22 protein-coding genes are annotated in these 20,745 nt (G+C 60.9%); 14 read left to right on the top strand and 8 right to left on the bottom strand.

The annotated features are described in order from the left end of the window. Nucleotides 1-30 precede the first annotated feature (30 nt). The 4 genes from ACFPB1_RS17165 to ACFPB1_RS17150 all read left to right on the top strand — a co-directional run bounded on the left by ACFPB1_RS17165 (nucleotide 31) and on the right by ACFPB1_RS17150 (nucleotide 5,643). Nucleotides 31-1,572, top strand: a complete 1,542-nt coding sequence (locus ACFPB1_RS17165) for a stalk domain-containing protein (RefSeq protein ID WP_379227333.1) — start codon at nucleotides 31-33, stop codon at nucleotides 1,570-1,572. A gap of 140 nt (nucleotides 1,573-1,712) precedes the next feature. Further along, a complete protein-coding gene (locus ACFPB1_RS17160) occupies nucleotides 1,713-3,527 on the top strand; it encodes a B12-binding domain-containing radical SAM protein (protein ID WP_379227332.1) in 1,815 nt (604 codons plus the stop codon). A gap of 68 nt (nucleotides 3,528-3,595) precedes the next feature. Continuing rightward, nucleotides 3,596-4,591 (top strand): L-glyceraldehyde 3-phosphate reductase, encoded by a 996-nt coding sequence (gene mgrA, locus ACFPB1_RS17155; RefSeq protein WP_379227331.1) that lies wholly within the window; start codon nucleotides 3,596-3,598, stop codon nucleotides 4,589-4,591. A gap of 317 nt (nucleotides 4,592-4,908) precedes the next feature. Further along, nucleotides 4,909-5,643: a DsbA family oxidoreductase gene (locus ACFPB1_RS17150; protein ID WP_379227330.1), complete on the top strand. Its 735-nt coding sequence runs from the start codon at nucleotides 4,909-4,911 to the stop codon at nucleotides 5,641-5,643. A gap of 138 nt (nucleotides 5,644-5,781) precedes the next feature. Here ACFPB1_RS17150 and ACFPB1_RS17145 read toward each other — a convergent pair whose 3' ends face one another. Genes ACFPB1_RS17145 through ACFPB1_RS17135 form a run of 3 tightly spaced genes read right to left on the bottom strand, consistent with a single transcriptional unit; the run spans nucleotide 5,782 to nucleotide 7,285 of the window. Then, nucleotides 5,782-6,153 (bottom strand): hypothetical protein, encoded by a 372-nt coding sequence (locus tag ACFPB1_RS17145; RefSeq protein WP_379227329.1) that lies wholly within the window; start codon nucleotides 6,151-6,153, stop codon nucleotides 5,782-5,784. Further along, on the bottom strand, nucleotides 6,150-6,524 hold the full coding sequence (locus ACFPB1_RS17140) for a DUF2304 domain-containing protein (RefSeq protein WP_379227328.1): 375 nt from the start codon (nucleotides 6,522-6,524) through the stop codon (nucleotides 6,150-6,152). Before ACFPB1_RS17140 ends, ACFPB1_RS17145 begins: the two co-directional genes overlap by 4 nt. A gap of 53 nt (nucleotides 6,525-6,577) precedes the next feature. Then, nucleotides 6,578-7,285, bottom strand: a complete 708-nt coding sequence (locus ACFPB1_RS17135; RefSeq protein ID WP_379227404.1) for a glycosyltransferase family 2 protein — start codon at nucleotides 7,283-7,285, stop codon at nucleotides 6,578-6,580. Nucleotides 7,286-7,434: 149 nt separating this feature from the next. On the opposite strand from ACFPB1_RS17135, the gene ACFPB1_RS17130 reads away from it, so the two are divergent. The 3 genes from ACFPB1_RS17130 (at nucleotide 7,435) to ACFPB1_RS17120 (ending at nucleotide 10,778) form a co-directional block, all read left to right on the top strand. Next, nucleotides 7,435-8,685, top strand: a complete 1,251-nt coding sequence (locus ACFPB1_RS17130) for a glycosyltransferase family 39 protein (protein WP_379227327.1) — start codon at nucleotides 7,435-7,437, stop codon at nucleotides 8,683-8,685. A gap of 84 nt (nucleotides 8,686-8,769) precedes the next feature. Continuing rightward, nucleotides 8,770-9,831, top strand: a complete 1,062-nt coding sequence (locus tag ACFPB1_RS17125) for a hypothetical protein (RefSeq protein WP_379227326.1) — start codon at nucleotides 8,770-8,772, stop codon at nucleotides 9,829-9,831. Nucleotides 9,832-9,836: 5 nt separating this feature from the next. Further along, a complete protein-coding gene (locus ACFPB1_RS17120) occupies nucleotides 9,837-10,778 on the top strand; it encodes a hypothetical protein (RefSeq protein ID WP_379227325.1) in 942 nt (313 codons plus the stop codon). A 213-nt stretch (nucleotides 10,779-10,991) separates the two neighbouring features. On the opposite strand, the gene ACFPB1_RS17115 is transcribed toward ACFPB1_RS17120, so the two are convergent. The 4 genes from ACFPB1_RS17115 to ACFPB1_RS17100 are packed head-to-tail and all read right to left on the bottom strand — an operon-like array spanning nucleotide 10,992 to nucleotide 14,088. Then, complete coding sequence (locus tag ACFPB1_RS17115; protein WP_379227324.1) at nucleotides 10,992-11,957, bottom strand: type I phosphomannose isomerase catalytic subunit; 966 nt, start codon at nucleotides 11,955-11,957, stop codon at nucleotides 10,992-10,994. Between the two features lie 59 nt (nucleotides 11,958-12,016). Next, the gene (locus ACFPB1_RS17110; RefSeq protein WP_379227323.1) at nucleotides 12,017-12,415 is read right to left on the bottom strand and encodes a VOC family protein; all 399 of its coding nucleotides are present in this window, start codon (nucleotides 12,413-12,415) and stop codon (nucleotides 12,017-12,019) included. Nucleotides 12,416-12,451: 36 nt separating this feature from the next. Then, nucleotides 12,452-13,114, bottom strand: coding sequence for a class I SAM-dependent methyltransferase (locus ACFPB1_RS17105; protein WP_379227322.1), 663 nt, complete (start codon nucleotides 13,112-13,114; stop codon nucleotides 12,452-12,454). Beyond that, entirely contained in the window at nucleotides 13,114-14,088 is a 975-nt protein-coding gene (locus ACFPB1_RS17100) for a TIGR01212 family radical SAM protein (protein ID WP_379227321.1), read from the bottom strand. The genes ACFPB1_RS17105 and ACFPB1_RS17100 overlap by 1 nt, the downstream gene beginning before the upstream one ends. A 409-nt stretch (nucleotides 14,089-14,497) precedes the next feature. Here ACFPB1_RS17100 and ACFPB1_RS17095 point away from each other — a divergent pair, with 409 nt between their 5' ends. Next, entirely contained in the window at nucleotides 14,498-14,683 is a 186-nt protein-coding gene (locus tag ACFPB1_RS17095; RefSeq protein WP_379227320.1) for a hypothetical protein, read from the top strand. 172 nt (nucleotides 14,684-14,855) lie between these two features. Beyond that, complete coding sequence (gene trmB, locus ACFPB1_RS17090; RefSeq protein WP_379227319.1) at nucleotides 14,856-15,641, top strand: tRNA (guanosine(46)-N7)-methyltransferase TrmB; 786 nt, start codon at nucleotides 14,856-14,858, stop codon at nucleotides 15,639-15,641. Here the strand turns inward: trmB and ACFPB1_RS17085 are convergent. Next, on the bottom strand, nucleotides 15,560-16,117 hold the full coding sequence (locus ACFPB1_RS17085; protein WP_379227318.1) for a phosphatase PAP2 family protein: 558 nt from the start codon (nucleotides 16,115-16,117) through the stop codon (nucleotides 15,560-15,562). The genes trmB and ACFPB1_RS17085 overlap by 82 nt on opposite strands. A 225-nt stretch (nucleotides 16,118-16,342) precedes the next feature. Here ACFPB1_RS17085 and ACFPB1_RS17080 point away from each other — a divergent pair, with 225 nt between their 5' ends. From ACFPB1_RS17080 to rplT, 5 genes are all read left to right on the top strand, one after another. Then, nucleotides 16,343-17,521, top strand: coding sequence for a glycosyltransferase family 4 protein (locus tag ACFPB1_RS17080; protein ID WP_379227317.1), 1,179 nt, complete (start codon nucleotides 16,343-16,345; stop codon nucleotides 17,519-17,521). Between the two features lie 319 nt (nucleotides 17,522-17,840). Further along, nucleotides 17,841-19,079: a glycosyltransferase family 2 protein gene (locus ACFPB1_RS17075; protein ID WP_379227316.1), complete on the top strand. Its 1,239-nt coding sequence runs from the start codon at nucleotides 17,841-17,843 to the stop codon at nucleotides 19,077-19,079. Nucleotides 19,080-19,442: 363 nt separating this feature from the next. Continuing rightward, entirely contained in the window at nucleotides 19,443-19,940 is a 498-nt protein-coding gene (infC, locus tag ACFPB1_RS17070) for a translation initiation factor IF-3 (protein ID WP_379227403.1), read from the top strand. A 25-nt stretch (nucleotides 19,941-19,965) separates the two neighbouring features. Continuing rightward, a complete protein-coding gene (gene rpmI, locus ACFPB1_RS17065; protein ID WP_379227315.1) occupies nucleotides 19,966-20,169 on the top strand; it encodes a 50S ribosomal protein L35 in 204 nt (67 codons plus the stop codon). 36 nt (nucleotides 20,170-20,205) lie between these two features. Beyond that, a complete protein-coding gene (rplT, locus tag ACFPB1_RS17060; protein WP_379227314.1) occupies nucleotides 20,206-20,565 on the top strand; it encodes a 50S ribosomal protein L20 in 360 nt (119 codons plus the stop codon). The last annotated feature ends 180 nt before the right edge of the window (nucleotides 20,566-20,745 follow it).

Raw genomic sequence — 20,745 nt, 5'->3', positions numbered from 1 at the left:
ATGATTTAGTAGATTATGGAGGAACCGCCCGTGAAATGGAACGCCGACCTTAAGCAACGCATGCTCTCATCCGTACTCGCCGCCGGGCTCGTTCTGACGCCGGCCGCCGCGCTCGGCGCGCCCGCCCATGCCGCCGCGGCGTCCGCGCAACCCGCCGCGGCCGCGGTCTACGTCGACGGCGCGAAGCTGGCGCTGAGCCCGGCTCCCGTCGCCTCGAAGGGCACGACCTTCGTGCCGATGCGCCCGATTTTCAAGGCGCTGCATGCCAACGTGACATGGGAAGAAAGCACCAAAACGATTTTGGCTGTCAAAGGCACCACGACGATCTCGCTGCAGATCGGCTCGAAGAAGGCCGTCAAGAACGGCAGGTCGTTCACGCTGACGGAAGCCCCGCGGCAATTAAACGGCACGACGATGGTGCCGCTCCGGTTCATCGCCGAAGCGCTCGGCGCGGACGTGAAATATGACGCGGCGAAGCAGATCGTCCGCATCGCCTCCGCCGAAGCGACCCAGCGGCAGAAGGAAGCCGAGTGGGAGAAGGAGCAGGCGGCCAACCGGCCGAAGGCCTTGACGACGAAGCAGATCGTTGCGCTGAACGACGGCAAGGTCGTCATGATTACGACGGACCAGGGGCTCGGCAGCGGCGTCATCATCGGCAAAGACGAGATTCTGACCAACTACCACGTCGTCGCCGATGCGGCGAAAGCGTCCGCGACGCTGCTGAACGGCCGTCAAGTCGAGCTGCTGGGCCTCGTCGGCTACAGTGAGGAGGACGACCTGGCGATTCTGAAGACGAAGACGCCGCTTGGCATCGCGCCGGTCGACATCGGCCTCGCCGTGCAGAAGGGCGACCACGTCGTCGCGATCGGAAGCCCGCAGGGCATTCAGAACACGGTGTCGGACGGCCTGATCAGCAACCTGTCGGGCGCCGCCGGCGACCCGTACCAGTACCAGATCAGCGCACCGATCGATCACGGCAGCTCCGGCGGCGGCCTGTTCAACGATTACGGCCAGCTCGTCGGCTTGACGTCGGCCGGCATCGACGACACGCAGGCGGATTTGAACTTCGCGGTGCCGTCCTACAGCATCATGGCGCTGCTGTACGATATCGAGGAGAACCCGCCGGTCAAGATCGGGTTCCTCCCGAGCAAGCTGCCGGATACCCTTAAAGGCGCGACGACCGAGGCCATCCGCGAGCTAATGGAAGATCAGTTCGCGGTCATCTCGACCTCGCAGGGCGGAACGGAGCTGAAGCAGTTCGAGGTGAAACGCGACGCGGACGGCTGGCTCGTCATCACGGCTCTGATCGACCCGGCGTACTACATGCTGTACGGCCACGCGTCGAGCGAGGACTTGCGCTACTGGGCGATCGATGCCGGCTCTAAGCTGCGCCAGCTGCTGCCGGATGAGAACATTCAGCTGACGGTGTACTACGACCAGACGTTCAGCTTCGAGCCGCGCGGCTTCGACGCCGGCGAGGTGACGGCGAACGGCGACGGCACGTGGCGCGTCCGTTTCCCGGTCATCGACTACCAAGGCAAGGACAAGGCGATCGTGCGCGTGAATGCGTAACAAACGCGATCCGGCAAGAGCGGTTCCGTGCGGACACCGGCTGCGTCAAGCGGCGGTCCGAAGGGGCCGCTTCTTTTTTGGCGGCGATTTCTGGTACAATAGGGACGAACCGAAATCGCGAATAGATAGGAATGACCCGGATGAAAGTCGCACTGGCGACGCTGAACGCCAAATATATACACACCTCGCTCGCTCTTCGCTGCCTGAAAGCGTACAGCGAGAAAGACTTCGACATCGACATCGCCGAATATACGATCAAGGACCCCGCCATGAACATCGTCGCGGATCTGTTCGCGCGCGATCCCGACGTCGTGGGCTTCTCCTGCTATATTTGGAACATCGAAGAGACGATCACCGTCATCGACATGCTGCGCAAAATCAAACCGGAGCTGCGCATCGTGCTCGGCGGGCCGGAGGTGAGCTACGACACGGCCCACTGGCTGGAACGGCTGGGGCAGGTCGATTATATCGTCGTCGGCGAAGGCGAGGAGACGTTCCACCATCTGCTCACGGAGCTGTCCGGCGACCGGAAGTTCCATCTTGTCTTCGGGCTCGCCTACCGGAAGACGCACGCGGACGGAAGAATCGAAATCATCGTCAATCCGCCGCGTCCGAAGCTGGATCTCGCCACCCTGCCGTCGCCGCACCGGTTTCCGGAGGATACCGCGAGCCTCGGAAGCCGCGTCGTTTATTTCGAGACGAGCCGGGGCTGTCCGTTCAGCTGCCAGTTCTGCCTGTCGAGCATCGAAGTCGGCGTCCGCTACTTCGACATGGAACGGACCAAGTCCGACATCCTGTACTTGATCGACGCCGGCGCGAAGCTGATCAAATTCGTCGACCGGACGTTCAACATCAAGCGCGACTACGCGCTCGAAATCTTCAAGTTCCTGATCGAGAACCACCGCGGCTGCGTGTTCCAATTCGAAATCACGGCGGACATCATGCGGCCGGAAGTGCTGGATTATTTGGCGGAGCACGCGCCGCCCGGCATCTTCCGCTTCGAGATCGGCGTGCAGTCGACGAACGACCTGACGAACGAAGCGGTGCAGCGCCGCCAGAACTTCGCGAAGCTGTCCCGCACGGTCACGAAGGTGAAGGAGAGCGGCAAGATCGACCAGCATCTCGACCTGATCGCCGGCCTGCCGCACGAGAATTACGATTCGTTCCGGAACACGTTCAACGACGTGTTCGCGCTGCGCCCGGAGGAGCTGCAGCTCGGCTTCCTCAAGATGCTCCGCGGCACGGGAATGCGCATCGACGCGGAGAAGCACGGCTACGTCTACATGGACCGCGCGCCGTATGAGATTCTCGGCAACGACATCCTGCCGTTCGCGGACATCGTGCGCATCAAGCGCGTCGAGGACGTGCTGGAGAAGTATTGGAACGCGCACCGGATGGATCACGCGCTGCTGTACCTGATCGAGCGCGCGTTTCCGTCGGCGTTCGACTTCTTCCAATCGTTCGGCGATTTCTGGGAGGCGCGGGGCTGGCAGAAGATCGGCCATCAACTGGAGGATCTGTTCGCGCGGCTGTGGGCGTTCCTATCGGAGGATTATGCGCAAAGCGCGGACGCGCAGGAGCGGGAGTGGTCGCTCGAGGTCGCGCTCGGCCTCATGAAGCTGGATTACTTCCTCGGCCACAACTACAAGCCGCGCAAGGTGTGGTGGGAGTTCGCCATGGACAAGGACGAGTGGAGCGGCTGGATGAAGCGGCTCGCCGATCGTCCCGGGGACGTGTCGGACGCCTTCGCCGCGCTCAGCCTGAGCGAGAAGGAGCTGCACAAGCACGCCGTCATCGAACGGCTGCCGTTCGACCTGCGGCGCTACCTGGCCGAGGGGACGGTGTCGAACGAAGCGGAGACGCTGCTCATCGTCGTCTACGGCGCTGGCGGCAAGGGGGAGCACCGGAATGCCGCGTTCTTCACGCTGCCGGTGTTCGCGGCGGCGAAGGCTTGAGCCTACGGGCACACTGGGGTAAGATGAGAGAGGTTTCCTAAAATCGGATCAACGAAGGAGAGATTGTTGTGGTATACGCAGCACATCCGGAACGTTACGCTTCTATGAAGTACAATCGCGTCGGCCGTTCGGGCCTGAAGCTTCCGGCGATTTCGCTCGGACTTTGGCACAATTTCGGCGGTGTGGACACGTACGAGAACGGCCGCGCCATGCTTCACCGGGCGTTCGACCTCGGCATCACCCATTTCGACCTGGCGAACAACTACGGCCCGCCGGCCGGCTCGGCGGAGGAGATGTTCGGCCGCATGATGACGACCGATTTCAAGCCGTACCGCGACGAAATGATCATTTCGTCCAAGGCCGGCTATTACATGTGGCCGGGACCGTACGGAGAATGGGGCTCCCGCAAATATTTGACGGCGAGCCTTGATCAAAGCCTGAAGCGGATGAACGTGGACTACGTTGATATTTTCTATTCGCACCGCTTCGACCCGGAGACGCCGCTCGAAGAAACGATGGGCGCGCTCGATCAGATCGTCCGCTCCGGCAAGGCGCTCTACGTCGGCATTTCCAGCTACAGCGCGGAGCAGACGGCGGAAGCGATCGCCATCATGAAGCGTCTCGGCACGCCGCTGCTCATTCACCAGCCGAGCTATAACATGTTCGACCGCTGGATCGAGAACGGCCTGCAGGACGTGCTGGACGAGCATGGCGTCGGCAGCATCGCGTTCTGTCCGCTGGCGCAAGGGCTGCTGACGAACAAGTACCTGGGCGGCAGCATTCCGAGCGACTCCCGGGCGGCGAGCAAGACCGGCGCGCTGCGGGAATCCGCGGTCACGCCGGAAGCCGTGGCGAAGCTGCAGAAGCTGAACGCGATCGCGCAGGAGCGCGGCCAATCGCTGGCGCAGCTGGCGCTCGCGTGGGTGCTCCGCGGCGGACGCGTGACGTCGGCGCTGATCGGCGCGAGCCGCGTCGGCCAGATCGAGGACAACGTCGCGGCGCTGGGCAACCTGGCGTTCGCGGACGAGGAGCTCGTCGCGATCGAGACGATCCTGCGCGGATAAGCAAGGACAAGCACGCGCAAGCAAGGACAGGCATGGCGAAGAGCCGCTTCCGACGTAGTGTCGGGGGCGGCTCTTTTTGACTTGGCCGCCGGCAGCGCGTACGCCGCACGCGGGCGAGCCCCCGCGCAGGAAGCGTGTACGCCGCGCACGGGCGAGCCCCCGCGCAGAAGACGTACTCGCCGCGCGCGAACCCATTTCGCTTCGCTCCGCGCCGTTCCTGCCCCCCGCGCCAGTCCGCGCCGAAACATTCGACCTTCCGCGAAGATGGCGGTATAATACAATCAACGACGATAATTACTGACGATGGAGTGTGCGATATGAAGGTAGAAGTGTGGTCCGACATCGCTTGCCCGTTCTGCTACATCGGGAAGCGCCGGTTCGAAGCGGGACTGGAGCAGTTCGCGCATAAAGACGAGATCGAGGTCGAGTACAAGAGCTTCCAGCTGAACCCGGCCGCGGAGAAATACCCGCAGCAGGACGCGTACGGCCTAGTGGCGGAGAAGTACGGCATCAGCCGCGAAGAGTCGGTCGCCATGCACGACAATCTCGTGAAGCAGGCGGCCGAGGTCGGGCTGACTTACAATTTCGAGCACGCGATTCCGGCGAACTCGCTGGACGCGCACCGGCTCATTCATTTCGCCGGCCGCTACGGCAAGCGGACGGAGGCGGCGGAACAGCTGTTCAAAGCGTATTTCACCGATTCCAAGCATATCGGCGAGCTGGAGACATTGACCGGCATCGCGGCGGAGATCGGCCTCGATCCGAAGGAGGCGGAGGTGCTCCTGACGAGCGACGAGCTCACAGCGGAGGTAGAGGCGGAATGCCGCGAAGCGTCGCAGCTCGGCGCGAACGGCGTGCCGTTCTACGTCATCAACCGCAAATACGCGGTGGCAGGCGCGCAGTCGAGCGACGTGTTCCTCGAGGTGCTGAACCGGACGTGGGCCGAAGAGAAACCGCTCATCTTCATCGACCCGTCTTCGACGGACAGCGAGACCGGCCAGGTGTGCACGGACGACAGCTGCGGCATCGGCGAAGCGGACCCGGGCCGGTAAAGCCGGCAACCGCGGCGATTGTATGAGCGCTACAGATCCATTCAAGCACAAACCGCGCGGATTCTCGGCCGAAGGGCAGGATCCGCGCGGTTCGTGTTTGTGGCATGGAAGAACGTGCAGTCGGTCGGCCAAGGCGATTCAGGCGTATCTGGCGGACAAGCCGATGCAGGCGACGCCGGCGAGGATGAGCAGGCAGCCGGCGATCTTGAGGCCGGACAGCGATTCGCCGAACAAGTAATACGCGCCGACGATGGAGAGGATGTACGCCAGGCTCTGGATCGGATACGCGAGACCGAGGTCGACCTTGGACACGATGAAGAGCCAGAGGACGGTCGCGCAGCCGTAGACGAACAGGCCGCCGAGAATGTACGGCGAGAACAGCAGCTCGAGGATCGACCGCAGCGACTCGAATGCCTTCTCCCGCTGCATCAAGCCGTATTTCCACAGAAACTGCCCTGCCACGAGCATGAGCGTATTCGCTAAAATAAGCAGAAATTGCACGATATTCATAACGGTTCACGCCTTTCCGCCGATGCCGGCGCGGACTGCTGCAGCTCGAGCAGCCGCTTCTCCATGACGGCGAATTCCTGTGTCAGCGTCTTGATCCGGTCAGCCTGCTTGGAGAGGCTGATCGTCTGCCGGACGAGCAGCGCGAGGATGAAGATGATCGTCACGAGGAAGACGAACGTCGGCATGTAGGCGATGCCGATCCAGACCGCGAACCGGTTGAGCAGCGGAATGCAGACGGCCGCGAGCACGCCGGCCGCGGCGGTGACGAGCCAGAGGAACGCGTAGCGGTCCTTCAGCTTTTGGGTGACCGTGAAGTAGACGATCAAGCCGAGAAAAAACAACGTGATCAAAATGGCGACGAGCTGGTTCATGAGCCGGATTTCCCTTTCGGATTGCTATCGTGGTTCGGTCGTGCCGGACTGCCTTAGGAGAAGCTCTTGCGGATGAGCGAGAACATCGTCACCTTCAGCATGTAATAGATCGACTTGGACCAGTTGATCGAGGACGTCCCGCCTTGGCGGCCGCGCATCTCGACGCTGATTTCCTTGATGCTATAGCCGCGCTTGGCGAGGCTGACGAGCACCTCGACCTCGGGATAGTCTGTCGGATAGCTGCGGGCGAACTGCTCGATCGCGGCGCGTCCGACGATGCGGAAGCCCGACGTCGGGTCGTAGACGGGAATGCCCGTCAGCAGCCGAATCAGCTGATGGAAGTAGAAGATGCCGGCGCGGCGGGAGAAGCTCCCCTTGTAGCCGCTCTTCTCGACGAAGCGCGAGCCGATGACCATGTCCCAGCCGCCTTCCGTGATCTCGCGCACCAGCTTCGCGATGTCCTCGGGACGGTGCTGGCCGTCCGCGTCCAACTGGATGGCATAGGCGTAACCGCAGCGTTCGGCGTATTTGTACCCGCTCTGCATGGATCCGCCGATGCCGAGGTTGACGGCGTGCCGAAGCGACGGGAATCCCTCTTGGCGGATAATGTCCGGAGTCCGGTCCTTCGAGCCGTCGTCGATCACGACGAAGTCGTACGGCGTATGCCGTTTCAATTCATGCACCGTACGGGCCAGGGACGCTTCCTCGTTATAAGCGGGAATGATCACTAGGATGTCGCTGCTTCGGGATTGTTCTTGCATCACGCGATTAAACCTTCTTTCTCGTCTTTCGGCGCCGGGAGTTGCTTGCTACCAAATCTTATATAGTATAATAGAAACCGATGCCGAAAAACCAGTTTTTTGGAAAGGGGCTGCCAAACTTGTTTTCACTGCGATCGGAGACCTCCCGCATGAGGAAATATCTAGGGGTCGTAATGGGGGCCGTGCTTCTGATCCACGTGGTGAGCGTACTCTGGCTGGGAGATCATTATCTGCTGGGCTCGTACGAGAAACGGGACAACGACGACGTCAAATACGTGTACGCCGCACAGGTGCTCATCGAGCGGGGAACGCTCGTCTACAACAGCGGGCTGCAGCCGACGAACTTCATCATGCCGGCCATTCCCGTGATGCTGAGCGGGTTCATGGCGCTGTTCGACCGCGATGCCGCGGTGATGGGCTTCCGGCTGCTCCAATGTCTGATGCAGGCCGCCTCGGTCTACCTGATCTTCGTGCTGGCGCGTGAGACGCTGGGCCGCCGCGTCGCCGCCGTCGCCGTGCTGCTCGACGCGCTGTACATCCCGAACCTGTTCGCTTCGGGCGCGATTCTAACGGAATCGACGTTCAAACTGCTCTTTTTGTTGCTGATCGCGAGCTTCTTGTACGCCGTGCGAAAGCGGACGGCGGGTGCGTACGTCTTCGCCGGGGCCATGCTGGGCCTTGCCTGCTACGTGAAGCCGCAGTGCGCGCTCATTCCCGTCTGCCTGCTGATTCTCTGGCTGATCCGCCGGTACCGATGGACCGAGATCGTCAAATACACCGCGATCGTCGGCGCCTGCAGCATGCTGCTGCTCACGCCCTGGTGGGTTCGCAACTACCACGATTTCCACGCCTTCATTCCGTTCACCAAGTCGACGGGCAATCCGATGCTGCTGGGCGCGCTGATCAAGCGGGCCGCGCCGCCGCAAGGCTTCTTCGACCAATACCCGGAATACGGGCACGACAGCAAGAACCTGTTCGCGGGCTATGACGCTGAGCAGAAGCGGACGGCGCAGCGCTTGATCGCCTACGGCTTCAAGCATCAGACGCTGGAATATACGTACTGGTTCACGGTCGGCAAATCGATCGAGCTCTTCATCAATCCGTTCTACTCGAGGCCAGTGCCGGGACTGCCGCGGCCGGCCATCAACGTCGTGCATTGGATCTATGTGCTGCTCGGGTTCGCCGGGATCGTCCTGACGGTCGTCCGGCGGCGGTTCAAGCTTGTGCTGCCGCTCTTGCTGCCGTTTCTCTACTATTGGTTCATTCATCTACCATTTATTACCTTCGGACGCTATGGTTATCCGCTAATGGCCTTGATCACGATCTTCGCGGCGTACGCGATCGTATCGTTGCTGGAGGCGCGGGGCGTCTCGCGGGATCAAGAAGGGGCTGCCGAATAATTCGGCGGCCTCTTCCCATGACGGCCGCGGTCCGGTTACAATATTGGCAGATTCAGGATGTAATCCGAAGGAGGCGCTTGAAGCATGCAGGTAACGATATCGGCGGCGGCACGGCCGGCGGCGCGCGTGGCGACGGGCAAGGAGTATGTGACGATTCTGTTCGGCGTATGGCTGATCGCGGGCGTGTTCGTGGACGGCTTCGCGCATAACCACGGCGCCGTGGAGACGTTTTTTACCCCGTGGCACGCGATTTTGTATTCAGGGTTTATGGCTTCGGCGATCTGGATGGGCTGGCTGCTGCTGCAGGCGAAGCGCGCGTCGGGCGTATCGTGGACGGAGGCGGCGCCGGCCGGCTACGGGCTCGGCTTGATCGGGGTGGGGCTCTTCCTGCTCGGCGGTCTCGGCGACATGTACTGGCATACCGTGTTCGGCATTGAGCAAAATATCGCCGCGCTGCTCAGCCCGACGCATCTGCTGCTGCTGCTCGGCGGTCTCTTGATCCTCTCGAGTCCATTCCGGGCGAGCTGGCACGACGCGAGCCTGACGAAGCCGGGCTGGGCGGCGTTCACGCCCGCGTTCATCTCGCTCGTCGTCACGACGGGCGCCGTGGCGTTCTTCCTCATGTACGCGTGGATGTTCCGCTACAACCTGCCGGCAGCATCGTCGGTGGACTGGTACTCGAACCAGTTCGGGGGCGGGTTCATCGCCGAGAACAACGCGGAGCGCGGGCTGTCGTACATCCTCATCGACACGCTCGTCTATATGTTCCCGGTCTTCCTGCTCATGAAGCGCTGGGCGCTGCCGATCGGCACGATTACGCTGCACTTCACGATCGTGACGGTCATGATGAACGTGCTGGACGGTTTCCAAAACTACCCGTCGATCTTCATCGCGTGCGGGGCCGGCTTGGTCGGCGATATTTTGTATAAGGCGCTGCGGGCCGAAGACGGGCGCGCGTTCGCCGAACGGATCGTCGCCGCGGCGCTGCCGATCGCGCTCTGGAGTTTCTACTACGCTTGGATGGCGATCACGGACGGCATCGGTTGGGAGACGGAGCTGTGGGCGGGCTCGATCGTGGAAGCGACGCTGCTGTCGCTCGGACTGCAGCTGCTGGCCGCGCCGAAGCCCGCGGCGGCGCGGAGCTGAAGCGGATGGCGAGGCGACGATGGCGCCGCCGTCCGGCGGCCATGGCGGCAGCCGCGCATCCGGCGGCGAAACCTCCGCGGGCGGTCATCCCGCGGCGGCTGCTCGCGGCGCTGCTGCCGGCGGCGCTGCTGCTCGCGCTGCTGAGCGGCTGCGCGAGCGGAACGATGCGCGGCGTGGACGCGCATCCGCCGACGAAGGGGCTGCTGCATGTCCTGCAGCAGGCAGGGCAGATGGGCAACGTCTCCGACCGGGGCTACCGGGTCGAGGTCGAGGTGGCGGAAGGCCAGCCGGAGGGCGGCCGCGAGACCGAATTGCGGCTTCGCGTGCTGAATCCGTCCGGGCAGCCGGCCGAGGACTTTGCGGAAGACATGACGAAGCTGATGCACTTCATCGTCGTCAGCAAGGATTTGGCGGAATTCCAGCATCTGCATCCGACGTACGAAGGCGGCGGCGCGTTCAGCCTGAAGCTGACGTTTCCGCACGGCGGGCCGTTCCTGCTGATCGCCGAGTTTATGCCGGACGGAAAAGGCTTGACCGTCTACAAGACATGGATCGAGGTCGGCGGCGCGAAGCAGGAGGCGAATCCGCCGGTGCCGTCGGCGGCGCCGAGCATCGTCGCGGACGGCCTCGAGGTGAAGCTGTCGTCCATGCCGTCCACCGGGGAACTGAAGGCCGGCGAGATGGCCATGCTCGACTTCTCGGTGCGCAAGGCTGAGACGGGGGAGCGGATCGTGCTCGAGCCGTACCTCGGCACGCCGGGACATTGCGTCATTCTCGACGCGAACGCGCAGCAGTACTTGCACGTGCACGCCGCGGCCGAGATGAGCACGGGCTCCAGCGTCATGTTCCACGCGACCTTCCCTAAGGCGGGCGTCTATAAGCTGTGGGCGCAGTTCCAGTACGAAGGCAAGGTGATCACGGCCCCGTTCGTCGTGAACTTGTCTTGACCAGCGTCTGTGACCGTGCGGTGGCGTTGAGGGACCATGCGATGATGATGCGGGGACCGTGCGAGACGGCCATGGCGCTGCAATTGGAACGCACACAGACATCTGGAACGCAAAAAGACATCCCGGCGATCGGGATGTCTTTTTGGGCTGCGGATTTCCATGCCATGCCGCACCAGCCCGGTACGGCTGCGGAACCCCGCGTGCCGGGATGTCTTAAGGCGTTACGCTGCGAAGCACCGTCAGCTCGCCGTCCAGCTCGTAGCCGCCGAGGTTGGCCGGGAGCAGGAAGCATTCGCCTGCTTTCACGTCTTGCTTGCCGCCGTCCCAGCTCAGCGTGCCGGCGCCTTCGGCAACGACGAGAATGACGAACGACTCCGGCGTCGTCGACAGCTGCCAAGGCGCGCGCACGAGGCCCTTCTCGACGACGAAGTACGGCGATTCCGCGATGACGAGCCATTCGTTCGCGCCGATGCCGTCCGTCTTCATGCGGGTCGCCCCTGCGCCTTCGTACGCGGTGACGTTGAGGGAATCCTCGACGTGCAGCTCGCGGAGCTTGCCGTCGAGGCCCGGACGGTTATAGTCGAATACCCGGTACGTCGTATCGGAATTCTGCTGAATCTCGGCCACGACGACGCCCGCGCACAGCGCGTGAACGGTGCCGGCCGGAATGTAGAACGCATCGCCGGCTTCGACCGGCACTTCCTGCAGGCAGTCCATGACGCGGCCTTCCTTGATCGCGGCGGCGAGCGCCGGACGATCCACGCCTTCCTTCAGGCCGTAGATGATCTTGGCGCCCGGCTTGGCATCGAGGACGTACCACATTTCCGTCTTGCCGAGCTCGCCCTTCGGCAGTTTCTCGTACGCATCCGTCGGATGGACTTGGATGGAGAGGTCGTCGTTGCAGTCGAGCAGCTTGATCAGAAGCGGGAAGCGTCCGTTCTCGGCGTAGCCCTTCGTGCCGAAGAATTCGCGGCCGTACCGTTCGCGGATCTCGTCGAGGCCGAGGCCGGCGAGCTCGCCGTTCATGACCTTCGTTGTGCCGTTCGGGTGGTCGCCGATCATCCAGCCTTCGCCGATGGCGCCTTCCGGCAGCTCGAGGCCGAAGCGCTCCAGCGCGCGGCCGCCCCAGATGCGTTCTTTCATTTCAGGTTTGAATTGCAGCGGATAGGGTGTAGTCATGCGTTTCTCTCCTTGTCGTAAATTGTCTCTATTTGTCTGTATATAATGAAGCGAAAAAATTAGCCCTGGTTCGCCGGCTGGAACATCTCCAGGAACTCGCCGTCCGGCCCGTCGAAGAAGAAATAGCGCGCGCCGTTAGGCAGCGTCGTGATTTCCGCGTCGCGGACGGTGACGCCTTCCAGGGCGTTCAAGCGCGCGAACTCGACTTCGATGTCGTCGACCGTGAAGGCGACGTGATGCGTGCGGCCTTCGGATGCCAGCTGGCCGGGATAGTTCTGGATCAGCTCGATTTCCGTCTGCTCGCCGTCGCTGCCCGTGAGGAAGGCCATCAGGATGACGCCGTTCGAATGCGTCAAGGAGTACAGATACTTGAGGCCGACGACCTCCGTGTAAAACCGAATCGATTTGTCCATGTCGGTCACCATGATGCCGACGTGTTCCAGCTTGCGCACTGCCATGAATAATTCCTCCTTAATGTGGTCTACCGCGGATGATCAGGCTTTTCTTGTCTCGATGGCGATTAGATAGGGTGCTTGCGCCTTCTGGACCATCCGGTACTGCATGGCCTGGCCGGCCGCTTGCGGAAGCGACGCCGCCCAGGCCGAGACCGCGTCAGCCTCTTCGCGCCCGCCGGGATGGCCGGGGTAGAGGACGGCGGTGACGATGCCGCCCGGACGAAGCAGCGCGACGGCCGCCTCCAGCGCGGCGAGCGTGGAGGCGGGCTCGGTGATGACGGCTTGGTCCGCGCCGGGCAAATAGCCGAGATTGAACATCGCCGCCGCGATCCGGCCGCGATGCGCCTCGGCGACATGCTCGTCCATCTCCGCGTGGTTCGCATGGACGAGCCGGAGCGGTCCGGCCTCGCCCTCGCCCTTACCGGCCGCGCCGGGTCCAGCCGCCGAAGGGCTCGTTCCGCCCTCGGTCGTTTCGCCGCCTCCAGCGCCGGCCGGCCAAGCTCCGGCCACACGCAGGCGCGTCCGCTCCAGCGCTTCGGCCTGCACGTCGAAGGCATACACCGCGCCGCGCTGACCGACGAGCTCCGCCAGGAATTGCGTATCCACGCCATTGCCGCAGGTGGCGTCGATGACGGCGTCGCCGGGCGAGACGCGCTCCTTCACGAGCCGCTGGGCCATGCCGAGCACGCTCAGGAAGCCCATTACCGCGCTTCCTCTGTCCACAGCCGGCCCTGCCACGTGCCCCGATCGGCCAGCTCGCGGTCGATCGCGTTCAGCACTTCCCACTTCTTCAGGCTCCACATCGGCCCGATCAGCAGGTCGCGCGGCGCGTCGCCGGTCAGCCGGTGCACGATCATGTCCGGCGGCAGCAGCTCCAGCGTATCGACGATCAGCTTGACGTATTCGTCCTGATCGAGGAAGCGCAGCAAGCCCGCCTCGTACTGCCGCACCATCGGCGTCTTGCGCATCAGGTGGAGCAGGTGGATCTTGATGCCCTGCACGTCCATCGCGGCGACGGCCCGGCCGGTGGCCATCATCATCTCGTGCGACTCTTGCGGGAGGCCGTAGATGATATGGGCGCAGACGCGGATGCCCCGCGCGCGCAGCCGCCTGACGGCATCCTCGTAGCATGCCGTATCGTGCGCGCGGTTAATGAGCGCCGAAGTCGATTCGTGAATCGTCTGCAGGCCCATTTCAACCCACAGGTACGTGCGCTCGTTCAGCTCGGCCAGGTAGTCGACGACGTCATCCGGCAGGCAGTCGGGCCGCGTCGCGATCGACAGGCCGACGACCCCCGGCTGGGCGAGGATCGCCTCGTAATACTCGCGCAGTTCCTCGACCGGCGCGTACGTGTTCGTATAGGCTTGGAAGTACCCGATGTACGCGGCTTCCGGCCACTTCTGGTGCTGCAGGTCGCGGATCGTGTTGAATTGGGTGACCAGGTCGTCCCTGCGGCTGCCGGCGAAGTCGCCGGAGCCCCGGGCGCTGCAGAACGTGCAGCCGCCAGCCGCGATGGAGCCGTCCCGATTGGGGCAAGTGAACCCCGCGTCGAGCATGACCTTGAACACTTTGCCCCCGAATTGCCGCTTCATCTCGTGATTCCATGTATGAAACCTTTTGCCGCTCCATAATCTAGGAGATGGGGAAGCGGCTTCCGGCTTAAGTTCTGCTTGCATGCGCGTTAAACTCCTCTTGCTTCTATAGTTCGCCGCCCGATCGGCAGGTTCGCGATTTCGCTTGCTTCATGAAGCTTTTTGTGCGCCGGACCGCTTCGGCCGCCTGCCGCGCGGTTAGTTACAATCATAACGAATCTCACCGCAAAACGCCATGATTCCCCGGTTCGAAGTTCGGTTCGGGGCCTGGAAATTGTCGGACAAGCCAGGAATAATACTGGAAAATGAAAGCGATTTATTTAGAAAAAGGGCTTGCTAAACCTAACATGACCTGTTATATTAAAAGGGCGACAGATCAGCGAATTCACTTCATTTTTCCATCTTCCCACTCTTCTCATAGCAAGTTGATTTTCTGGAAATTCGCTTAAGAAGAACGGCTGACGCCTTGAAAAAAACAGTGAGGTGATGAGGGATGAATACGCAACTGAAAATTCCGCACGGAGACGAGAAAGTAACGGTCGAGCTGACCCGCAAGGAATTGATGTCGCTGGCGGGGATCAAGTTCCACGACAACCACAAGATTGAAGTGTCCGCGCGCAAGAAGCTGCACGAAATTTTGGAGTCGCAGGAGAGCGCTCCGAGCCAGCTGCTCAACTAAGCAAGGTTCCACCCGAACGCACGGCCGACGGCGACGATCGCCCTCGGCTTTTTATTTTGCCCTCGGCTGTCTTCGCCGAAGGCCCGGCAGGCGGGAATTCGGCGCTTTACAACGGCCCCGCAATTCGGGCACAATAAGGACTAGCTTACGAACGTGGAGGAATGAGTGCATTATGCGCCTTAGAGGAAGAAAAGGAATATTGGAAAGCCTGGAGGCCCAGCCGGAGCTCGTCGTCCTGGACGCGGCGCCGCTTAAGGGACGCTGGCGGGAGTTTTTCGGCAACGATCGTCCCATCTATGTGGAGCTCGGCATGGGCAAGGGCAAATTCATCAGCGACATGAGCGTGCGGAATCCGCATATCAATTATATCGGCGTGGACATGTACGACGAGCTGATCCGCCGCGCGAGCGAGAAGGCCCGGATCGCCTGGGAAGCGGCCCACGGCACGGACCGCCCGGCGAACCTCGCGCTGCTGCGCGCGAACATCGAAGGCATCGAGAACATGTTCGCTCCGGGCGAGGTGCAGCGGATCCACTTGAATTTCAGCGATCCGTGGCCGAAGGCGAAGCATGCGCGCCGCCGGCTGACCCACCCGCGGTTCGTCGCGAAATACATCGAGATCTTGAACGAGTACGGCGAGATTCACTTCAAGACGGACTCGCAGACGCTGTTCGAATTCTCGCTGAACAGCTTCGCGGACATGGAACTGATGATGCGCAATATCTCGCTGAACCTGCATCGCGACGAAGTGCGCGACGACCTCGTGCTGACGGAATACGAATCCAAGTTCGTGGAGCGCGGCAACAACATTCACCGCGTGGAAGTCGTCGTCGGCGCGAAGGCGATCGCCGCCCATCGGGCCGCGAAGCGCGACGCTCAGAGGGAGGACCAGGCGGCGGAGACGAGCGCGGACGTGAGCGAGCCGAGCACCGCGCCGGCCGTTACGTCGGAAGGATAGTGCAGTCCGAGATACATCCGCGACCAAGCGACCGATAAGCCGAGCAGCATGGCGAGCGGAAGCAGAACCGGCAGCAGCGCGTAATCGACAAGCAGCCATGGCATGAGCCAGGCGAACACAGCCGTTGTGTGACCCGAAGGAAACGACGAGTCGCACAGCGGCTTTTTGCATGTATGAACGGCGGCGAGCGCCTGATAAGGGCGAAGCCGGCGGAATTTGCGTTTGACGATTGCGACGGGAATATGGCTGATCGCGACGGCGGCGAGTGCTTTCCAGCCGGCCGTGCCCCACATGCCGGGTGCGGCGAGCGCGCCGATCAGCGCGGTCAGGAGTGTGAACGTCGCGCCTCCGGTATGGGTGATCGTGCCGAGCCAGCGGCTCAGCCACAGATTGAGGCCTTGGTGAGACGGTCTGCGGTTCGCCCAGAAGAAGAGTCGCTGCTCCTGCGTCAATGCCCAGAAAACCATTTGGACCATGGCGATTCCCTCCGATATCCGAATGTGCTTCACCCCCAGCATAAGCGCCGATTGTTTGCGCGGCGTCAACGATCTGCTAAGCCGATATTAATTTCTTCACCAACTTTTTATGAAGTCTTGATACGGCGGTAATACAACGCTTTTACGATGAATCCAAATGACCGGCTCGCCGAGGCGGAAGGCTTGGATCGCGGGTGCCGAGCACGGATTTGGAGGCGATTTCAAATGCGGCTTGCTTTGTTTACGGATACGTTTGCGCCGGAGATCAACGGGGTTGCCCGGACGCTCGAACGATGGACGAATTATTTGCAGGCGCGGGACATTCCTTGTCTCGTGTTCGCTCCGGATCCGGCTTCCTCCGCGTCTCCCGAGGCGTCGCCGTTCGTGGAGCGCTTCGCGAGCATGCCGTTCTTTCTCTATCCGGAGTGCCGGCTGGCGCTGCCCAACCCCATCCACGTGCGGCGGGCGCTCGACGCGTTCCGGCCGACCGTGATTCACGTCGCGACCCCGTTCAATATGGGGCTCTTCGGCATTCATTATGCCAAAAAGCACCGCATTCCGCTTGTCGCGTCCTATCATACGCATTTTGATCGCTATTTGGCGTTTTATAACATCCAATGGATGGTTAAGATGTTATGGAGGTATATCTACTGGTTCCATCAGGATTGCCGGTATATTTTCGTACCCTCCAAATCGACCCTTCAAGATCTGAAGGAACGGGGGTGGGATGAGAACCGATTGGCCGTTTGGACGCGGGGCGTCGATACGAAGAGCTACCATCCGAACGTGGACAAACCGCAATTATTGGCTTCGCACGGGCTGAAGAACAGCTCCTATATCGTGTTTTACGCGGGCAGGCTGGCCCCGGAGAAAAACGCGGACGTCGCGATTTCGGCATTCGCGAAATTCACGCGGGACGTATGCAAGGACGCCGTGCTCGTCATCGCGGGCGACGGACCGTCGTTCGAACAGCTCAAGCAGCAAGCGCTTGAGGAAGGCGTGGACGCGCGTTTCCTGGGCTTCAGCGCCATGCCGGAGCTTCAGCGATGGTACGCGGCGGCGGATGTGTTCCTGTTTCCGTCGCCGACGGAGACGTTCGGCAACGTCGTGCTGGAGGCGATGGCCTGCGGCACGCCCGTCGTCTGCGCTGATACCGGCGGCGTCACGGACACCGTCCGGCACGAGTGGAACGGGCTTCGCTGCGAGCCGGGCAACGTCGATGCATTCGCCTCGGCGCTGGAGCGGCTGTACCGCGACGAAAGCCTGCGCAGCCGGATGAGCGCGCGCGGGCTTGCGCACAGCATGCGGCAATCGTGGGACGCGATCTTCGACGAGCTGCTTGCCCGCGTCGCGGAAGCGTCGTTCGCGGAGGAGCGTTCACAAATTCGTCACATTCGCGGATGACCGGCTCCGAAACTTTCCAGCCCGCCCGAACGTTATTTGAGATTGAAACATGTTTTACCCGCAATTGGTCGAAAATAAGGGCGATACGGAAGAAAACAGGCTTTCCGCAGCGAGCATCTCCGATGCAAGCGTTTTTCTGCGGGTTCTCGGCGGTTGAGCGGGCATTGCCATCTTTGACAAATGCATGCTGAGCATGGAAAATCAGTAGGGCTGCGGTTTACAAAAACTATACATACCGCTTACAGCCTTACGCGCGAAAGACAGAACGAAACTAGAGAGAAGATATCAAAAAGGGGTCTCAAGGGGGTAGTAAAAAGTAATGATTAACACCATCATTATTTTGTTTCAAATTTTTTTGGCGTTCGTCGGCGTGTATCAATTCGGCATTTCCCTGTTCGGGATCGTCAAAAAGCGCAGAGCCTCGCAGCATAAGCCGCAGAAGTCGTTTGCCGTCCTGGTCGCCGCTCACAACGAAGCGCAGGTCGTCGGGGCGCTCGTGGAGAACCTGAAGAACCTGGATTACCCGAAAGAACTTTACGATATTTTCGTCATTTGCGATAACTGCACGGACAATACGGCCGAGATCGTCCGCAGCCTCGGGGCTCAAGCGTGCGAGCGCAAAAACCCGCATCTGCGCGGCAAAGGCCACGCCATCGAATGGATGCTGAAGGAATTGTGGGCGATGCCGCGACAATACGACGCGATCGTCATGTTCGACGCCGACAATCTCGTCGGCAACGACTTCCTGCTGCACATGAACAACGACCTGTGCGAAGGGCACAAAGTCATCCAAGGCTACCTGGACACGAAGAACCCGACGGACTCTTGGGTCACCGCGTCCTACGCGATCACGTACTGGTACTGCAACCGGCTGTGGCAGCTGTCGCGCCGCAACCTCAACATGGCCAACTACCTGGGCGGCACGGGCATGTGCTTCGACGCCGGCCTCATGAAGGAGATGGGCTGGGGCGCCACGAGCCTCGTCGAGGACCTGGAGTTCTCGATGCGCTGCGTGAAGCGCGGCATTCATCCGGTGCTGAACTACGACGCGAAAGTGTACGACGAGAAGCCGCTCTCGTTCAAGGCTTCCGCCCGCCAGCGCCTTCGCTGGATGCAGGGCCACTTCACCGTCGCGCGCAGCTATTTCTTCCCGCTGCTGTGGCAGAGCATCAAGGAGCGCAGCTTCGTGAAGTTCGACGCCGCGCTGTACTCGATTTCCGTGTACAACACGTTCGTCGGCTTCATCGTCACGGCGCTGCTGTACATCGATAATTTGATTCCGGCGGACAACGCGTTCGCGTCCATTTACTACTACCTCCCGAACTGGGTCGCGATCGTCGCGATCACGGCGACGGTCGTCATGTTCCCGCTCGTCATGATGCTCGAAGGCATCAAGTCGGGTAAAATGTACGCGTACCTGTTCTCGATGGTGATTTTCCAGCTGTCCTGGCTGCCGATCACGTTTTACGCGTTCTTCACGCAGAACAATAAACAGTGGAGCCATACGCAGCATACGCGCGTGCTTCGCCTCGAGGAAGTGCAGAGCAAGCAGGTGTAACGGCTTCGTCCGGAACATCCGGATAACCGTTGACAGGCGAATGCCGGCTGTGCTATATTAATTCGGTAACATGTTTGGAGATGATCATGTTTCATTCAAACGCATAAGCAGAGGCGCCCGCTTCTCACCTATTCGGCTGCGGCTGAACGGTTTGCGATCGATGATTAAGAACAGGCAGACGGCGTTGCGCCGATTAGCATGCCTTCCATCTTGGTTATTGGAATGCGGGTCCCGTGCGGACCCGCATTTTTTGCTTCTGCTGGAGAGCCCGGAACGGGCCAAGCCCGTCCGGTCTTTTTGAGAGAAGGCGACTTCTCGATTCATAAACTTTGGAGGTGGCAGGTTATTAGCAGGGAACATCAAATCAACGATGAGATTCGGGCTAGGGAAGTACGCGTCGTAGGCGCGGAGGGCGAGCAGCTCGGTATCAAGCCGTTCCGTGAAGCACTGCAATTGGCGATCGATTTGAACTTGGACCTCGTGAACGTTGCGCCGACAGCGAAGCCGCCGGTGTGCCGGATCATGGACTACGGCAAGTTCCGTTATGAAACGCAGAAGAAAGAAAAGGAAGCCCGCAAAAACCAGAAAATCGTCGACACGAAGGAAGTTTGGTTCCGCGCGAATATCGACGAGAACGACTACCAGACCAAGTTCCGCAACGTCGTGAAGTTTCTGGGCGAAGGCGATAAAGTGAAATGCTCCGTCCGTTTCCGCGGACGCGAAATCACGCATGCTTCCGTCGGCCAGAAGATTCTGGACCGGCTCGCAAGCGAGGTGGCGGACCTGTGCGTCATGGAACGCGTGCCGAAACTCGAAGGCCGCAGCATGATCATGATTCTGGCGCCGAAACCGACTAACTAACACATTCTTTGAGGAGGAACACCACATGCCTAAAATGAAAACTCACAGCAGTCTGAAAGACCGCTTCAAAATTACGGGTACGGGCAAAGTGAAACGCTACAAAGCGTACAGAAATCACCTGCTGTCCGGCAAATCCGCCCGCCAAAAACGCGTTTTGGCCACGCAGCCGCTCATGGCTTCCGGCGACGCGAAACGTTTGGCTCAAGGTCTCGCAAACATCAAAGGTTAATTCCATTTTTACTAATCACTCGGGAGGTTTCTACTCATGGCAAGAGTTAAAGGCGGATTCGTCCGCGCACGTCGTCGTAAAAGAATTTTGAAGCTGGCAAAAGGCTATTTCGGTTCCAAACACCGCCTGTTTAAAACGGCAAAAGAGCAAGTGATGAAATCCTTGCTTTACGCATATCGCGACCGTCGCCAACACAAGCGCGACATTCGCAAACTGTGGATCGTCCGGATCAACGCGGCAGCGCGCCAAAACGGCCTGTCCTACAGCAAATTCATGTACGGCCTGAAGCTGGCCGGCGTCGAAGTCAACCGCAAAATGCTGGCTGACCTCGCCGTGAACGACATCAGCTCGTTCAACGCGTTCGCGAATCTCGCCAAACAAAAAGTAAACGCCTAGTTTGCTTTTGCGCCTATCAAAGCGTCCTCCCGAGCGGAGGGCGCTTTTTTTGCCGTGTACGCCCAGCATGGGCGTCATCTCTAGGGTGAAAGTCCCGAACGGGGGCTGGCGAACGCCTACCGTTAGCCAAAAGCAAGGGTGTCCGCCGCGAGGCGGAATCTGAAGGAAGCTTACGGCAAA

Origin of the sequence: Paenibacillus sp. GCM10023250 (genome assembly GCF_042653205.1) — a bacterium.
Taxonomy (GTDB): Bacteria; Bacillota; Bacilli; order Paenibacillales; family Paenibacillaceae; genus Paenibacillus_Z.
Note: the sequence above shows the minus strand (reverse complement) of the source record. Positions and strands in the feature narration are given on the sequence as shown.

What these genes read in the sequence shown, in the direction of transcription:
- rpmI (WP_379227315.1), top strand. Translation starts at nt 19,966, where the DNA reads ATGCCTAAAATGAAAACTCACAGCAGTCTGAAAGACCGCTTCAAAATT.
- ACFPB1_RS17125 (WP_379227326.1), top strand. Translation starts at nt 8,770, where the DNA reads ATGCAGGTAACGATATCGGCGGCGGCACGGCCGGCGGCGCGCGTGGCG.
- ACFPB1_RS17135 (WP_379227404.1), bottom strand. Translation starts at nt 7,285, where the DNA reads ATGCAAGAACAATCCCGAAGCAGCGACATCCTAGTGATCATTCCCGCT.
- ACFPB1_RS17100 (WP_379227321.1), bottom strand. Translation starts at nt 14,088, where the DNA reads ATGCAAGCAGAACTTAAGCCGGAAGCCGCTTCCCCATCTCCTAGATTA.
- ACFPB1_RS17110 (WP_379227323.1), bottom strand. Translation starts at nt 12,415, where the DNA reads ATGGCAGTGCGCAAGCTGGAACACGTCGGCATCATGGTGACCGACATG.
- ACFPB1_RS17080 (WP_379227317.1), top strand. Translation starts at nt 16,343, where the DNA reads ATGCGGCTTGCTTTGTTTACGGATACGTTTGCGCCGGAGATCAACGGG.
- ACFPB1_RS17160 (WP_379227332.1), top strand. Translation starts at nt 1,713, where the DNA reads ATGAAAGTCGCACTGGCGACGCTGAACGCCAAATATATACACACCTCG.
- ACFPB1_RS17145 (WP_379227329.1), bottom strand. Translation starts at nt 6,153, where the DNA reads ATGAATATCGTGCAATTTCTGCTTATTTTAGCGAATACGCTCATGCTC.
- ACFPB1_RS17140 (WP_379227328.1), bottom strand. Translation starts at nt 6,524, where the DNA reads ATGAACCAGCTCGTCGCCATTTTGATCACGTTGTTTTTTCTCGGCTTG.
- ACFPB1_RS17115 (WP_379227324.1), bottom strand. Translation starts at nt 11,957, where the DNA reads ATGACTACACCCTATCCGCTGCAATTCAAACCTGAAATGAAAGAACGC.
- ACFPB1_RS17130 (WP_379227327.1), top strand. Translation starts at nt 7,435, where the DNA reads ATGAGGAAATATCTAGGGGTCGTAATGGGGGCCGTGCTTCTGATCCAC.
- trmB (WP_379227319.1), top strand. Translation starts at nt 14,856, where the DNA reads ATGCGCCTTAGAGGAAGAAAAGGAATATTGGAAAGCCTGGAGGCCCAG.
- ACFPB1_RS17120 (WP_379227325.1), top strand. Translation starts at nt 9,837, where the DNA reads ATGGCGAGGCGACGATGGCGCCGCCGTCCGGCGGCCATGGCGGCAGCC.
- rplT (WP_379227314.1), top strand. Translation starts at nt 20,206, where the DNA reads ATGGCAAGAGTTAAAGGCGGATTCGTCCGCGCACGTCGTCGTAAAAGA.
- ACFPB1_RS17150 (WP_379227330.1), top strand. Translation starts at nt 4,909, where the DNA reads ATGAAGGTAGAAGTGTGGTCCGACATCGCTTGCCCGTTCTGCTACATC.
- ACFPB1_RS17075 (WP_379227316.1), top strand. Translation starts at nt 17,841, where the DNA reads ATGATTAACACCATCATTATTTTGTTTCAAATTTTTTTGGCGTTCGTC.
- ACFPB1_RS17085 (WP_379227318.1), bottom strand. Translation starts at nt 16,117, where the DNA reads ATGGTCCAAATGGTTTTCTGGGCATTGACGCAGGAGCAGCGACTCTTC.
- ACFPB1_RS17105 (WP_379227322.1), bottom strand. Translation starts at nt 13,114, where the DNA reads ATGGGCTTCCTGAGCGTGCTCGGCATGGCCCAGCGGCTCGTGAAGGAG.
- ACFPB1_RS17095 (WP_379227320.1), top strand. Translation starts at nt 14,498, where the DNA reads ATGAATACGCAACTGAAAATTCCGCACGGAGACGAGAAAGTAACGGTC.